13 protein-coding genes are annotated in these 13858 nt (G+C 71.4%); 8 read left to right on the forward strand and 5 right to left on the reverse strand.

Going from position 1 to position 13858, the window contains the following annotated elements:
* Nucleotides 1-309 precede the first annotated feature (309 nt).
* Complete coding sequence (locus tag OHS59_RS39425; protein ID WP_328498112.1) at nt 310-2397, reverse strand: NPCBM/NEW2 domain-containing protein; 2088 nt, start codon at nt 2395-2397, stop codon at nt 310-312.
* A gap of 370 nt (nt 2398-2767) precedes the next feature.
* Between OHS59_RS39425 and OHS59_RS39430 the strand changes: the two genes are divergently transcribed.
* Both OHS59_RS39430 and OHS59_RS39435 read left to right on the forward strand, forming a co-directional pair.
* Nucleotides 2768-2971, forward strand: a complete 204-nt coding sequence (locus OHS59_RS39430; protein ID WP_328498113.1) for a hypothetical protein — start codon at nt 2768-2770, stop codon at nt 2969-2971.
* 168 nt (nt 2972-3139) lie between these two features.
* Nucleotides 3140-4183 (forward strand): NUDIX hydrolase, encoded by a 1044-nt coding sequence (locus OHS59_RS39435; RefSeq protein WP_328498114.1) that lies wholly within the window; start codon nt 3140-3142, stop codon nt 4181-4183.
* A 156-nt stretch (nt 4184-4339) separates the two neighbouring features.
* On the opposite strand, the gene OHS59_RS39440 is transcribed toward OHS59_RS39435, so the two are convergent.
* Complete coding sequence (locus tag OHS59_RS39440) at nt 4340-5698, reverse strand: dipeptidase (RefSeq protein WP_328498115.1); 1359 nt, start codon at nt 5696-5698, stop codon at nt 4340-4342.
* A 176-nt stretch (nt 5699-5874) separates the two neighbouring features.
* Here OHS59_RS39440 and OHS59_RS39445 point away from each other — a divergent pair, with 176 nt between their 5' ends.
* The 3 genes from OHS59_RS39445 to OHS59_RS39455 all read left to right on the forward strand — a co-directional run bounded on the left by OHS59_RS39445 (nt 5875) and on the right by OHS59_RS39455 (nt 9247).
* The gene (locus tag OHS59_RS39445; RefSeq protein WP_328498116.1) at nt 5875-7077 is read left to right on the forward strand and encodes a geranylgeranyl reductase family protein; all 1203 of its coding nucleotides are present in this window, start codon (nt 5875-5877) and stop codon (nt 7075-7077) included.
* 152 nt (nt 7078-7229) lie between these two features.
* Complete coding sequence (locus tag OHS59_RS39450; protein WP_443061575.1) at nt 7230-8585, forward strand: sensor histidine kinase; 1356 nt, start codon at nt 7230-7232, stop codon at nt 8583-8585.
* On the forward strand, nt 8582-9247 hold the full coding sequence (locus OHS59_RS39455) for a response regulator transcription factor (RefSeq protein ID WP_328498118.1): 666 nt from the start codon (nt 8582-8584) through the stop codon (nt 9245-9247). Before OHS59_RS39450 ends, OHS59_RS39455 begins: the two co-directional genes overlap by 4 nt.
* Here the strand turns inward: OHS59_RS39455 and OHS59_RS39460 are convergent.
* Together OHS59_RS39460 and OHS59_RS39465 are read right to left on the reverse strand one after the other, a co-directional pair.
* Nucleotides 9208-9492 (reverse strand): DUF6332 family protein, encoded by a 285-nt coding sequence (locus OHS59_RS39460; protein WP_328499531.1) that lies wholly within the window; start codon nt 9490-9492, stop codon nt 9208-9210. The two genes, OHS59_RS39455 and OHS59_RS39460, sit on opposite strands and share 40 nt — an antisense overlap.
* A 136-nt stretch (nt 9493-9628) precedes the next feature.
* Complete coding sequence (locus OHS59_RS39465; protein ID WP_328498119.1) at nt 9629-11146, reverse strand: MFS transporter; 1518 nt, start codon at nt 11144-11146, stop codon at nt 9629-9631.
* Between the two features lie 85 nt (nt 11147-11231).
* Here OHS59_RS39465 and OHS59_RS39470 point away from each other — a divergent pair, with 85 nt between their 5' ends.
* Nucleotides 11232-11642 carry a MarR family winged helix-turn-helix transcriptional regulator gene (locus tag OHS59_RS39470; protein ID WP_328498120.1) on the forward strand — a complete coding sequence of 137 codons (411 nt, stop codon included), beginning with the start codon at nt 11232-11234 and terminating at the stop codon, nt 11640-11642.
* Between the two features lie 55 nt (nt 11643-11697).
* On the opposite strand, the gene OHS59_RS39475 is transcribed toward OHS59_RS39470, so the two are convergent.
* Nucleotides 11698-12621, reverse strand: coding sequence for an NAD(P)-dependent oxidoreductase (locus OHS59_RS39475; protein ID WP_328498121.1), 924 nt, complete (start codon nt 12619-12621; stop codon nt 11698-11700).
* A 182-nt stretch (nt 12622-12803) separates the two neighbouring features.
* Here OHS59_RS39475 and OHS59_RS39480 point away from each other — a divergent pair, with 182 nt between their 5' ends.
* Complete coding sequence (locus OHS59_RS39480; RefSeq protein ID WP_328498122.1) at nt 12804-13049, forward strand: hypothetical protein; 246 nt, start codon at nt 12804-12806, stop codon at nt 13047-13049.
* A 45-nt stretch (nt 13050-13094) separates the two neighbouring features.
* The gene (locus OHS59_RS39485) at nt 13095-13841 is read left to right on the forward strand and encodes a carbonic anhydrase (RefSeq protein WP_328498123.1); all 747 of its coding nucleotides are present in this window, start codon (nt 13095-13097) and stop codon (nt 13839-13841) included.
* Nucleotides 13842-13858: the final 17 nt, after the last annotated feature.

Below are 13858 nucleotides of genomic sequence, written 5' to 3' on the forward strand. Positions count from 1 at the left end.
GGGCGTGTTGCGCAGTTCCCCGCGCCCCTGAGGGGTTGGGGCGCGGGGGCTGTTCGGTGGACGCGTCCAGGGGTGCCGCGACACGGCCTCGCGCATCCCGGCCCCGTGAGGGGCGCGGGGAACTGCGTGCTCGGCCACGACGGGCCGGTACTCGGCCGAGCACCGTGGGTTGTTCGGTTTGTTGTGACGTGGCGGTCGGTGGGGGTTGGCCGCGCAGTTCCCCGCGCCCCTGGCGGGGCTCTGCAAGGGGCGGGGGAACTGCGCGGCCGGCCAGGGTGGGCCGGTACCCGACGAACTGGCGGGGCGCCGTCAGCAGGTGAGGCGGGCGGATGCCCAGTCGCCGTGGTCGGACGTGATCCCGTCACCGCCGTCCGTGACGACGAGGCGCACCACCTGCGCCCCGCTCACGTCGGCGACGAGAGACTGCGCGGCATCGGCGTTGGTGAGGACCCCGGTGGAGGCGACCTTCGTGCCGTCGGCCCAGATCTCGAAGGCGACGGACCCGTCGCCCCCCTCCTCGTCGTCGACACCCACCTGCGCGCCGACGGTCTCGCAGGCCTTGCCCGTGTAGAACTCGACCGTGCTGTCAGCGTGGACGCCGAGCCCGGTGGCGTACACGACACCGTTGATCGTGAGCGGGCTCCCGTCGCCCGCCGCACTCTCGCCGTTGCTGGTGTTGCGCTCGACCGGCCCCCAGCCGTTGGTCGCCGACAGCCAGGGAAGATCGCCGAGATTCGACGCGCCCGAGGGCGGAGCCACCACGACGGACGCCGTAAGCGGCAGCACACTCTCGGCCCGCACCCCGCTCGGCGAGCGGTAGGTCGCCTTGAGCGTCAGGTCGTACGACCCCGTGGGCGTCCCGGCGGGCGCGGTCACCGTCCACTCGGTGCGCAACGCCCTGCCGGTCGGGAGGGAGCCCGCCGTGGTCGGCGACGTGGCCCGTACCCACCAGCCCTCGGGGCCGGTCAGGGAGACGGAGACGCGTTTCGCGGGCGTGCGGCCCAGGTCGGTGACCGAGGTCGTCAGCGCGGTCCGCCTGCCCGCCTCGATCAACGTGCCGCCGTCCAGGCCGATCTCGACGGCGGGCGGGTTCTGGGCCCACCGGCCGTCGGCCGAGACGCGGACGAGGACCGTGCCGTGTGCGGGGACGGTCGCCGAGATGGCGCCCGCCGTGTTGTAGCTCTTGTGCCGCCACAGGTCGCGCAGCGTGTAGGCGTCCGCCTCGGGCAGTCCGACGGCCTTCGCGCTCGTGGCGATGCGCTGCGGACTGCCGGTCTCGTTGAAGAGGGCGACCGCGCGGCTGCCGTCCTTCATCTCCTTGGCGACGACCCATCGACCGCCCTCGGAGGAGAGCACGGCGCCCTGCTTGCCCAGCGGGTCCTGGTCGACCGCGATGACCTCCTTGTTGTCGAGGATGTCGAAGGTCGCGTCGGACGCGGAGCGCAGGTCCGAGCCGATGAGCAGCGGCGCGGCCATGATCGACCACATCGAGAAGTGCGTGCGGTACTCCGTGTCCGTCATCCCGCCGTTGCCGACCTCCAGCATGTCGGGGTCGTTCCACCGCCCGGGACCGGCGTGCTGCGCGAGCGGCAGGTTCTGCTTCATGATCGAGAGCATCGAGCCCCAGTTGTCACTGATGTCCCCGGTCGTACGCCACAGATGGCCGACGTCCGCCGCCCACTCCCACGGCTTGTTCTCGCCCCACTCGCAGATGCTGTAGACGATGGGGCGGCCGGTCGTCTGCGAGGCGGCCTTCAGGGCGTCACGCATCGTCGTGTAGCGCAGCTTGGCGTCCACGCCCTGGTTGTTGCAGTTGTCGTACTTCAGATAGTCGACACCCCAGTCCGCGAACTGCTGGGCGTCGCTGTACTCGTGGCCGAGCGCGCCCGGGAAGCCCGCGTCGTTGCACGTCTTCGTGCCGGCGCTGGTGTAGATGCCGAGCTTGAGCCCCTTGGCGTGCACGTAGTCCGCGACGGCCTCGATCCCGCCGGGGAAGCGGACCGGGTCCGGCACCAGCTTCCCGTTCGCGTCACGGGCGGGCAGAGCCCAGCAGTCGTCGAGGTTGACGTACTCGTACCCGGCGTCCTTGAGCCCCTTCTCGACGAAGATGTCCGCGATCCCCTTCACCATCTCCTCGTCGAACTCCGCACGGCAGTGCGTGGAGTTCCAGTTGTTGAAGCCCATGGGCGGGGTGAGGGCGAGGCCGTCGTCCAGGGCGGGTCCCGTCGGTGCGGCAGGCGCCGCAGAGATCGCGGCCGGTGCTCCGATCGGAGCATTGGCCGGTGCGTCGGCGTAGGCGGTCGGGACCGGCCCGGTCAGCCCCAATGCGCCGAGCAGTCCCGCGGCGAGTGCTCCGACCGCTCTTCGGCGAGTTGTGCGGGTGGGAAGGTGACGCATCGTTACGTTCCTCCGTACTCGCGAAAGGTTGGATGTCCGCATGTCCGCGTCATCCATGCGCGTTTACGGTAGGACCTGTTGCTCTGTGGTGGAAGAGATGCGGTCGTGGTTGTTCGATATCCCGTCAAAACCCTTGACCCTGCTTGACCATGTCTCTATTGGGGCATGGGATCGAGCCTCGCGTGCGGTTGTGTTGGGTTGCGTGGCGGGGGGAATTGCCGGCGCAGATACGGACCGAGGGATTCCCGATGCCTGGCAGTGCGTCAGAACATCCGATGTCACTCGGCGCCATCCGACGGAACCGGGCTCGGTCCGGAGGCGTCGGCAAGCCCGACCGTGACTCATCGGCGGGTGGGGAGTTGAATCGGGCATGAAGAAGCGCAGCATGCTCGCCATCGCGTCCCTCGCCACCGGTTTCGTCGTGGCGGCCGTCACCCCGTCCCACTCCCTCGACGGCGACGCCCTCAACAGCCTCAGCACCCTCGACGTCCAGGACACCCTCGGCACCGTCGACCAGACGATCAGTGACGGCAGCCTGGCGCCGGGCGAGAACCCCTTGGGCCTGGAGGGCTGACCGGCCCCTTCCCGCCTGTTCCGGCCTGTTCGGACCGCGAGCCCGGCCCCGCCCAGGGCCGGGCTTCCGTGTGTGTTCGACCCATCGAACGCGACCTCATCAGGACCTGGTTTCCGTGGCAGGGTGGAGCGGGCAAGCCTCAGGGGGCCAACAGCAGAGGGGGGAACCGTGATCGTCTGGATCAACGGTGCGTTCGGTGCGGGGAAGACCACCACCGCACGGGAACTGATCGACCTGATCCCGAACAGCACACTCTTCGACCCCGAGCTCATCGGTGCCGGGCTGGCGCAACTGCTGCCCGCCAAGCGCCTCGCCGAGGTCGGCGACTTCCAGGACCTGCCGATCTGGCGGCGGCTCGTGGTCGACACGGCCGCCGCGATGCTCGCCGAACTCGGGGGCGTCCTCGTGGTTCCCATGACACTGCTCCGGCAGGACTACCGCGACGAGATCTTCGGCGGACTCGCGGCCCGCAGGATCGCGGTACGCCATGTGCTTCTCGCCCCGGCGGAAACGATCCTGCGCGAGCGAATAGCCGGCCGGGAGGTCCCACCGGACCTCCCCGACGGGGAGATACGGGTACGGCAGTGGTCGTACGACCAGATCGAGCCCTACCGTGCCGCCCTCGCCGGCTGGCTCACCGCGGACGCCCACCCCGTCGACAACAGCACACTCACCCCGTACGAGACCGCCGTGCGCGTCGCCGAGGCCGTGAGCAGCGGGTCCGTGCCGGTCTGCGACATCGTGCAGACCCCCGAGCCCACCTCGGAGACCGTCGCGGCGGGCGTGCTCCTCTTCGACGAGCAGGACCGGGTGCTGCTCGTCGACCCGACGTACAAGGCCGGCTGGGAGTTCCCCGGCGGTGTCGTCGAATCCGGCGAGGCGCCCGCGCGCGCGGGCATACGCGAGGTCGCCGAGGAGACCGGCATCCAGCTCACCGACATCCCCCACCTGCTGGTCGTCGACTGGGAGCCTCCGGCGCCCCCCGGCTACGGCGGTCTGCGCCTCCTCTACGACGGCGGCCGGCTCGGCGGCGGCGAGGCCCGGCGGATGCTGCTGCCGGGCCCCGAACTGCGCGACTGGCGCTTCGTCACCGAGGAGGAGGCCGCCACACTCCTCCCACCCGTCCGCTATGAGCGTCTGCGCTGGGCACTGCGGGCACGGGAACAGGGGGCGGCCCTGTACCTGGAGGCAGGGGTGCCGCAGGGTTCTTAGCCTCTCCGGCGTCGCTCTTCAGGCTCGTCCGGCGTCAACCTCCCAGCCCGTCCGGCGTTAGAGGACGAGGCCGTTCAGGCCGATGGGGGCCCGGGGGCGCAGCCCCCAGAAACCCCGGCCACGAGCGTGCCCGGCAGAACGCGGACGCGGCTCCGCTCAGCTCGCCGCGTAGTTCCGGAGGAACAGCGCCTCGGCGACAGCGAGCCGCTCCAGCTCGTCGGGCGACACACTCTCGTTCACGGCGTGGATCTGCGCCTCGGGCTCGCTCAGCCCGATCAGGAGGATCTCCGCCTGCGGGTACAGGGTCGCGAGGGTGTTGCACAGCGGGATGGAGCCGCCCTGCCCGGCGTACTGCATCTCCGCGCCGTCGTACGCGACCCCCATCGCCTCGGCCATGGCCGCGTACGCCGGGCTCGACGTGTCCGCGCGGAAGGCCTGGCCCTGACCGGTCTGCTCGGTGGTGACCCGCGCTCCCCACGGGGTGTGCGCCTCCAGGTGGGCCTGGAGCAGCTTGGTCGCCTCGACGGCGTCCGCGCCCGGCGGCACCCGCAGGCTGACCAGCGCGCGGGCGCCGGCCTGCACGGACGGGGTGGCGCCGACCACCGGCGGGCAGTCGATGCCGAGCACGGTCACGGCGGGCCGCGCCCAGATACGGTCGGCGACCGTGCCCGAGCCGATCAGCTCCACACCGTCGAGCACCTTGGCGTCCTTGCGGAACTGCGCCTCCTCGTACTGCAGCCCCTCCCACCGGGAGTCGCCCGTGAGCCCGTCGACCGTCGTCGAACCGTCCTCGGCGCGCAGGGAGTCGAGTGCGCGGATCAGCGCGCCCAGCGCGTCGGGTGCCGCGCCGCCGAACTGTCCGGAGTGCAGATTGCCTTCGAGGGTGTCGACCTGGACGCGGACGAGCGTCATGCCGCGCAGCGCGGTGGTGACCGTCGGCACACCGACCCGGAAGTTCCCGGAGTCGCCGATGACGATCGCGTCGGCCGTCAGCAGCTCCGGGTGCTCCTCGGCGTACCGCTCCAGACCGCCCGTGCCCTGCTCCTCCGAGCCCTCCGCGATGACCTTGACGCCGACCGGGACGCCGCCGTTCGCCTTGAGCGCGCGCAGCGCCAGCAAGTGCATGATCAAGCCGCCCTTGCAGTCCGCGGCCCCGCGCCCGTACCAGCGGCCGTCCTCCCGCTCGGTCAGCTCGAAGGGGGGCGTCGTCCAGCCGGCCTCGTCGAGCGGCGGCTGCACGTCGTAGTGCGCGTACAGGAGAACGGTCTTCGAGCCCTCGGGGCCGGGCAGGAAGCCGTACACCGACTGTGTGCCGTCGGGGGTGTCGAGCAGGGCGACGTCCTGGAAACCCTCGGCGCGCAGCGCGTCGGCCACCCAGTTCGCGGCGCCCTCGCTCTCGCTCCGGGGGAACTGGTCGAAGTCGGCCACCGATTTGAAGGCCACCAGCTCGGTGAGCTCCGCCTTCGCCCTGGGCATTGCTGAGGCGATGGTCTCGGCGACCGGATTCGACGACATGGGCACGCTCCTCGTGGGTGCGACGTTGTAAGTGTGGGTACGGCTGCGGATGCGCGTGCGAACGGGTGTGCGCGCTGCATACGCTGCCGATCCTCCCACAGCGGTCTTCACCGGACGCCGCCGTAGGATGCGTGGAGTACGTGCGGCAGGCGGCTGGATCGGAGCAGCAGACCATCGTGAGCAGCGAGAACTCTTCAGACGACGGACAGCAGGTATGGGACGTCGTCGTGGTCGGCGCGGGGCCCGCGGGCGCCTCGGCCGCCTATGCGGCAGCGGTCGCGGGGCGCCGCGTCCTCTTGCTGGAGAAAGCGGAGTTGCCCCGCTACAAGACGTGCGGCGGCGGGATCATCGGACCGACCCGTGACGCACTGCCGCCCGGTTTCGAGCTGCCGTTCCGGGACCGGATCCACGCGGTCACGTTCTCGCTGGAGGGCAAGTTCACGCGGACGCGCCGCTCCAAGCAGATGCTGTTCGGGCTCATCAACCGGCCGGAGTTCGACCACCAGCTCGTCGAGCACGCGCAGAAGGCGGGCGCCGAACTGCGTACGGGGGCGACGGTCTCCCGGGTGGAACAGCACGGCTCGGCGGTCCCCGACCGGCGCTCGGTGGCCGTCGTCCTCCAGGACGGCGAGACGCTGCTGGCGCGGGCGGTGGTCGGCGCGGACGGCAGTGCCAGCCGGATAGGAGCGCACGTCGGGGTGAAGCTCGACCAGGTCGACCTCGGCCTGGAGGCGGAGATCCCGGTGCCGGAGACGGTGGCGGAGGACTGGAAGGGCCGGGTCCTCATCGACTGGGGCCCTCTTCCCGGCAGTTACGGGTGGGTGTTCCCCAAGGGCGACACCCTGACCGTCGGAGTGATCTCGGCGCGGGGCGAAGGCGCCGCCACCAAGCGGTACTTGGAGGACTTCATCGCCCGCCTCGGACTGGCGGGCTTCGAGCCGAGCATCTCGTCCGGGCACCTGACCCGCTGCCGCGCCGACGACTCGCCGCTGTCGCGGGGCCGGGTGCTGGTGTGCGGCGACGCGGCGGGGCTCCTGGAGCCGTGGACCCGTGAGGGCATCTCCTTCGCGCTGCGTTCGGGGCGGCTCGCGGGGGAGTGGGCGGTGCGGATCGCCGAGGCCCACGACGCCGTGGACACGCGCCGGCAGGCGCTGAACTACGCCTTCGCGATCAAGGCGGGCCTCGGTGTGGAGATGAGCATCGGCAGGCGCATGCTCACGATCTTCGAGCGCCGGCCCGGGGTGTTCCACGCCGCGCTCACCGGCTTCCGGCCGGCCTGGAAGGCGTTCGCGGGGATCACCCGCGGCTCCACCTCGCTGGGCGAGATGGTGCGGTCGCACCCGATGGCGGAGCGCGCCCTGAGCAGGATCGACCGCTGACCGCTGACCGCTGACCGCCGGCCGCTGACCGGCGGCCGGGGGACCAGGGGTTCGGGACATGGGGCGCGGGGCGCGCCCGAGTGCGTACTCCGCCGGGAGTACGTGTGATCACCACGCTCGGCTGACGCCTCCGACGGGCCGTGGCGTCTAGCGTGGCGGGCATGGAAGAGCAGCGCACACGCCGGTGCGGTGGACCCCCCTGGGCCAGGGGCGGTCCACCGCGGAACCGGTGGCACGTGCCACCGTGGTGGAACCACCGCGACGAGGACGAGGAGGGCGCCGGCCGCCCTCGACGGCCGTGGCGTTCGACGTTCTTCCTCACCGTGTTCGTCCTCGTGGGCAGCAACTTCGCCGCCCGGGCACAGCCCGACCGGGAGCAGCTCGACGCCCTCGCGCGTGCCCTGCTGCTCGGCGGCGGTCTCCTGCTCCTGTGGCGGCAGCGGTACCCGGCCCTCGTGATGTGCGGCACCGCGGTCTCGGCCCTTGTCTACTTCAGCGCGGGATACCCGTACGGACCCGTATTCCTCACGGTCGCGCTCGCCTGCTTCAGCGCGGTCGTCGCCGGGCACCGCAGACTCGTCTGGGCCGCCCTCGGCACGCTGTGGACGGTCCATCTCCTGGTGGGGCACTGGCTCTACCGATGGCTGCCGCCGGAGGGCGACCCGGCCTCCTCGTGGGGCGAGGAGGTGGCCATCGCCACCTGGATCGTGGCGATCCTCGCGGTCTCCGAACTGGCCCGCGTCCGCCGGGAGCAGTGGGACCGCGACCGGGCGGAACGCCGTCGGGCGGCCGGACGGCGCGCCGACGAGGAACGGCTGCGCATCGCCCGCGAACTCCACGACGTCCTGGCCCACAGCATCTCGGTCATCAACGTCCAGGCGGGAGTCGGTCTCGCGCTGCTCGACTCCGACCCGGAGCAGGCGCGCACCGCGCTCACCACCATCAAGGCCGCGAGCAAGGAGGCGCTGGGGGAGGTGCGCCAAGTGCTCGACACGCTCCGCACGCCCGGTGACGCGCCCCGCGCGCCGGCGCCGGGCCTCGACCGCCTTCCCGAACTGGTGGAACAGGCCGCGGGCGCCGGTCTGACCGTCGCCGTGGAGAACCGGGGCGGGAGCAGGAAGCTCGCGCCGGGCGCGGATCTCGCGGCCTTCCGTATCGTCCAGGAGGCGCTGACCAACGTCGTACGGCATTCCGGGTCGCGGCACGCGCGCGTGCGGGTCGACCGCACGCGCGACGCCCTGCGGCTCCGTGTCGACGACGACGGCCCGGCGACCGGCGAGGACGCGGGCGGCAGCGGCAACGGACTGGCCGGAATGCGGGAGCGCGCCGCGGCGCTGGGTGGCACCATCGAGGCCGGGCCGCGGGAGGACGGAGGTTTCCGGGTGCTCGCCGTACTTCCGCTGAGGAATGTGCTCGGGGTGCCGGGACCCTCGGAGGCCGGGAAGTCCCACCACCCCGAGAAGTCCCACCACCCCGACAAGGCTCGCAACCCCGAGGAGGACCGGTGATCCGCGTACTGCTCGCCGACGACCAGTCACTGGTGCGTGCGGGTTTCAAGGCGCTCCTGGACGCCCAGCCGGACATCGAGGTGGCCGGGGAGGCGGCGGACGGGGCGGAGGCGCTGCGGGGAGTACGTCGACTGCGGCCCGACGTCGTCCTGATGGACATCCGTATGCCGGTGCTCGACGGCCTCGTCGCGACGCGCCGCATCACCGACGACCCGGACCTGACGGACGTCAGGGTCGTCATGCTCACCACCTTCGAACTCGACGAGTACGTCTTCGAGGCGATCCGTTCCGGCGCGTCCGGCTTCCTCGTCAAGGACACCGAACCGGAAGAACTCCTGCGTGCCGTCAGGGCGGTGGTCGAGGGGGACGCGCTGCTCTCGCCGGGCGTGACACGGCGCCTGATCGCGGAGTTCGCGGCCCGCTCGAAGGAGCCGGCCGCCGCCGACGCGCTCGCCGAACTCACCGAGCGGGAGCGGGAGGTGATGGCGCTGGTCGGCATCGGACTGTCGAACGACGAGATCGCGCGGCGTCTTGTGGTCAGCCCGCTGACGGCCAAGACCCACGTCAGCCGGACCATGGTCAAGCTGGGTGCCCGGGACCGGGCCCAAGTGGTCGTGCTGGCCTACGAGTCGGGGTTGGTGCGGCCTGGCTGGCTGGGCTGAGACCCCTGCCGGAAACGAACCAGCACCGAGACCACCCGCACGAAGAAGAGGATGGCCGCGAGCGTCGTCCCGGCGGCGAGCAGGACCTTCTCGACCGTCGTCGGCAGGTCGAAGAGCAGCGCGGGACCGGCGAGACCTCCGAACACCACGGCCGCGGCGAACACGGCGCTCGCCAGCGCGTATCCGATCTCCACGGTGATCGCGTCCCGCTCGGACTGGATCCGTCGTCCCCCGGTGTGTTCCATACGTCCCCCCGCGTGTTCCATGCGGGGAGTGTCACAGGTGTGCGCCCGGCGGGGCAAGGAAGCCCGCCGGGCGCACGAGACCGGGGTGCACGGCGCCGGGCCGGGATCGGGGCGACGACAGCGGCCGTGGCCGGGATCAGTCGCGGACTGTCACGCGCTCGCCCTCCGGGGCATGGCTGGACACCTGGGCCGAACCGTCCCCCGTGTACTCGGACTTGGCGACCAGGACGGTCGTCTGCGGCGTACGCCGCCCGCGCCGCAGCCCGGTGGCCGTGATGAGCAGGCCCGCCAGGGCGACCACGGTCACCACGACGAGACCGGGCCGGTAGCTGTCGAGGACCGCCTGCGGCGAGGAGTCGCCGGAGGCGTTCGCCGCCACGACGGCCGTCACGATCGCGAGGAAGATCGCGCCGCCCACCTGCACCGAGGTGTTGAGCAGACCCGAGACCATGCCCTGCTCGTGGTCGTCGACGCCGTTGGTGGCCTGGATGTTGAGCGACGGGAAGACCAGTGCGCAGGCCGCGCCGATCAGCAGCATCGACGGCAGGATCACCGCCGCGTACACCGGGTCGAGGTCGACGCGCAGGAACAGCGCGTAGCCGACGACCATCAGGGCGAAGCCCAGTACGAGGAGCCGTGGCGTCCCGAACCGATCGACGATCGCGCCCATCTTCGTGGCCGAGAGCGCCACGAGCGCCCCCGCGGGCAGGAAGGCGAGCGCGGTGTGCAGGGCCGACCAGCCCAGCAGCGACTGCATGTACAGCGTGACGAGGAACTGGAAGCCGACGTACGAGCCGAAGAACATCATGGCGCCCAGCTGGGCGCGGACCTGGTCGCCGGAGCGCAGCACACCGAGCCGGATCAGCGGGCTGGCGCTGCGCAGCTCGACCCGTACGAAGACGGTGAGCAGGACCGCGACCGCGAGGAACGACAGCAGTGTACGGGCCGAGGTCCAGCCCACCTCGGGTGCCTGCACGACGGTGAAGACGAGCAGCAGCATCGAGGCGGTGCCGATGACGGCGCCGGGGATGTCGTAGCCGCGGTGGGTCCGGTCGCGCTCGCTGCGCGGGATGAGCTTCAATCCTGCGAGCAGGGCGGCGACCGCGATGGGGGCGGGCAGCAGCATGGTCAGCCGCCAACTGGCCTCGGTGAGAAGGCCGGAGAGGACGAGGCCCATCGAGAAGCCGGTGGCTGCGCAGGTGGTGTAGATCGAGAGGGCGCGGTTGCGCAGCGGGCCCTGCGGGAACGTCGTGGTGATGATCGACAGCCCGGCGGGGGCGGTGAACGCGGCGCTCAGGCCCTTGATGAACCGGCTCGCGATCAGCAGCGGTCCGGAGTCGACGAGGCCGCCGAGCAGGGAGGCGAGGGCGAAGACGCCGAGGGCCACGAGGAACACCTGGCGGCGGCCCAGGAGGTCGGCGGCGCGGCCGCCGAGGAGCAGCAGCCCGCCGTAGCCGAGTATGTAACCGCTGACGATCCACTGCAGGGTCGAGGTGGAGAGATCCAGTTCGGAACCGATGGACGGCAGGGCGACGCCGACCATCGACACGTCCAGCGCGTCCAGGAACATCGCGGCGCAGAGCACCAGGAGGGTGCCCCACAGGCGCGGGGTCCAGCGTCCCTGGGACGCGGGGGTGGTGAGCGGAGAGGTCATGCGCCACACAGTACATGCACATGCATTCAATGCAACTGCATTTAATTCCGATGCAACAAAGTGGGTTTCTTGCTAGGGTGCGGCCATGGCGGCTGTGGAGAAGGCCGAGCAGGGGCTCGTGGATCAATGGCGTGACATCCTCGCGGTGCACGCGCGCACACTGTGTGAACTCGATCGTGCGCTGCATCAACACGGCCTGGGCGCCAGCGACTTCGAGGTCCTCGACGTACTGGCCGCGGGTGCGTCGGCGGACGGCGGGATCGTGTACCGCGTCCAGGAGATCGCCGAACGGGTGCATCTGAGCCAGAGCGCGCTGTCCCGGCTGATCGGCCGCCTTGAGAAGGACGGACTCGTGGAGCGCTGCATGTGCCCCGAGGACCGGCGCGGCGTACGCGTGTCCCTCACGGCGAAGGGGCGTGCCCTGCACGGCGAGGTGCTGCCGCTCCAGCGCGCCGTCCTGGGGCGGATGCTGGCGGACAGGGCGACGAAGGACTGACCGGCGCCCGCCGCCCGGGCGGTCCGGCTCCGGTCAGGTCCCTGCGTCGCGGCGCTCAGCCGCCGGAGCTGTCGTCCGACCGGGATGCCGCGTGCCCGGAGTGCTCGTCGAAGCTCGCGAAGTAGGCGGCGGCCATGTCCTCGTCGGCGTGGCCCTGCGCGGCGGCCCGGGCGAAGCGCTCGGCGCTGGCGGCCGCCACATCGAGGCGGACCCCGTGCTGCTCACCGGCCTCGACGATGAGGCGGGCGTCCTTCGCCGCGGTGGACACGGCGAAGGCGGCCGGCGACAACCTGTCCTCAAGGATGAGGGCGCTCTTGGCGTGCAGGTACCCCATGTCGAGCGGGCCGCCGGCGATGGCGTCGAAGAAGCTCCGCGGATCCACGCCCAGCGCCTTGGCCAGGGCAAGGGTCTCGCCGGTCGCGCTGGTGGCGGCGAGGACCCAGCTGTTGGCCACGAGCTTGAGACGGGTGGCGCCGGCCGCCGCCCCGTCCTCACCGGTCCACACCGTACGGGTGCCGACCGCGTCGAAGACCGTCGAGACGGCGTCCCGGCCGTCGCTCGGTCCGGCCGCGAGGACGAGCAACTGCCCTGCCTCGGCGGGCTGCCGGGTGCCGAGCACGGGCGCGTCGTAGAACACCAGGCCCTTCTCGCGGGCGAAACCGGCCAGCTCGCCGACGCCTTCGATGCCCGCCGTCGTGGACTGGATCCACGGCGTGCCCGCGCGCAGTGCGGGCGCGGCCTGCCGCATCACGTCCAGCGTGGCGGGGCCGTCGTACAGCATGGTCAGCACGACATCGGCGCCCTCGACCGCCTCGGCCGGCGTGCCGGCGACGTGCGCACCGTCGACGGCGAGCGGTTCGGCCTTGTCGCGGCTGCGGTTCCAGACCCGGACGCCGTGTCCGGCACGGGCGAGGTTACGGGCCATCGCGGCGCCCATGATTCCGGTGCCCAGGACACTGACAGTGAGCTTGTCGGTCATGACATCAACTTCCTGATCGCTTCGGAACGGTGGGTACCCACTGTGCCGTTGAATCGGGCGGACCATACTCAGCCACTTGGCGAGCAGCCCCGATCAGTAACTCACCAACAAGGGACAGTGGACCTCAGGACATACGGGGACGTAGTTACGTTGACGCTTTCCCGCGCAACCCTGGGGCCGCAATGAGAATCGCACTCTGGATCGTCCTTGCCGGCCTTCTCACCTACGTCACCGGGGCCGCCCTCAACAACGCGGCCCGCAGTGACGACAGGGAGACCCTCATCGGCAACATGCTCCTGAGCTGGTCCGTCGGCTGGTACATGGTCAGCAGCTGGCGGCGCGCGTACGGCGCCGCGCGCACACGCCTCGATGTCTCAAGGGTTTCTCTCGGGGCCGCCAAGAATCGTCCAACACCTGATCATGATTGAGCAACCCGAACGGAGGGGCGGCGAGCCGGACATACGTTCCCCTCCGTGAACTCTGACCCAGCACCCCACATAGCCGCCGGCGCGACACCCCCCGCCCGGCGTTCCCTCCTCCGTGCCGCGCTCACCGGGACCGCCGTCCTCGGCGCGGGGCTGGCCGTAGGCGCCGGGCCCGCGGCGGCCGCGTCCCCCGTCGCAGCGCGCAAGCGGCCCACCACCGCCGAGGAGGCACTGCGGGAGCTGGCGGCGGGCAACCGGCGCTGGCGCACCTTCCGCGAGCGGCACCCCGACGAATCTGCCGCCGTCCGGCAGGCGCTGACGACCGGTCAGCACCCCTTCGCGCTCGTGCTCGGCTGCATCGACTCCCGGGTGCCCCCGGAGCTGGTCTTCGACCAGGGCCTCGGCGATCTGATGACTGTGCGCAGCGCGGGCCAGGTCCTCGACGAAGCCGTGCTCGGCAGCCTCGCGTACGGCGTGCTCGAACTGGGGATCCCGCTGCTCATGGTGCTCGGCCACCAGTCGTGCGGAGCGGTGAAGGCGACGGTCCAGGCCGACGAGTCGGGTGAGGAACTGCCCAACCACATCCAGTACCTGGCCGACCGGATCAGCCCGGCCATCGACCGCGGCAAGGAGGGTGACGCCCGGGTCGACGCGACGATCGACGCCAACGTACGGCTCGTCCGCTCACAGCTCGCGGCGGAGCCCGATCTCGCCGCCAAGGTGGACTCGGGCGCGCTGGCCGTCGTCGGCGCCCGCTACGAGCTCACCACCCAACTGGTGCACCGCATCGGCTGATCCCCACGCGACCGCGG

This window comes from Streptomyces sp. NBC_00414 (genome assembly GCF_036038375.1).
Lineage (GTDB): Bacteria > Actinomycetota > Actinomycetes > Streptomycetales > Streptomycetaceae > Streptomyces.

Bases quoted from the DNA above. Each gene is read 5' to 3' on its own strand.
- OHS59_RS39440 (WP_328498115.1), bottom strand. From the start codon at position 5,698: ATGTCGTCGAATCCGGTCGCCGAGACCATCGCCTCAGCAATGCCCAGG.
- OHS59_RS39480 (WP_328498122.1), top strand. From the start codon at position 12,804: ATGAGAATCGCACTCTGGATCGTCCTTGCCGGCCTTCTCACCTACGTC.
- OHS59_RS39430 (WP_328498113.1), top strand. From the start codon at position 2,768: ATGAAGAAGCGCAGCATGCTCGCCATCGCGTCCCTCGCCACCGGTTTC.
- OHS59_RS39475 (WP_328498121.1), bottom strand. From the start codon at position 12,621: ATGACCGACAAGCTCACTGTCAGTGTCCTGGGCACCGGAATCATGGGC.
- OHS59_RS39425 (WP_328498112.1), bottom strand. From the start codon at position 2,397: ATGCGTCACCTTCCCACCCGCACAACTCGCCGAAGAGCGGTCGGAGCA.
- OHS59_RS39465 (WP_328498119.1), bottom strand. From the start codon at position 11,146: ATGACCTCTCCGCTCACCACCCCCGCGTCCCAGGGACGCTGGACCCCG.
- OHS59_RS39470 (WP_328498120.1), top strand. From the start codon at position 11,232: ATGGCGGCTGTGGAGAAGGCCGAGCAGGGGCTCGTGGATCAATGGCGT.
- OHS59_RS39460 (WP_328499531.1), bottom strand. From the start codon at position 9,492: ATGGAACACACCGGGGGACGACGGATCCAGTCCGAGCGGGACGCGATC.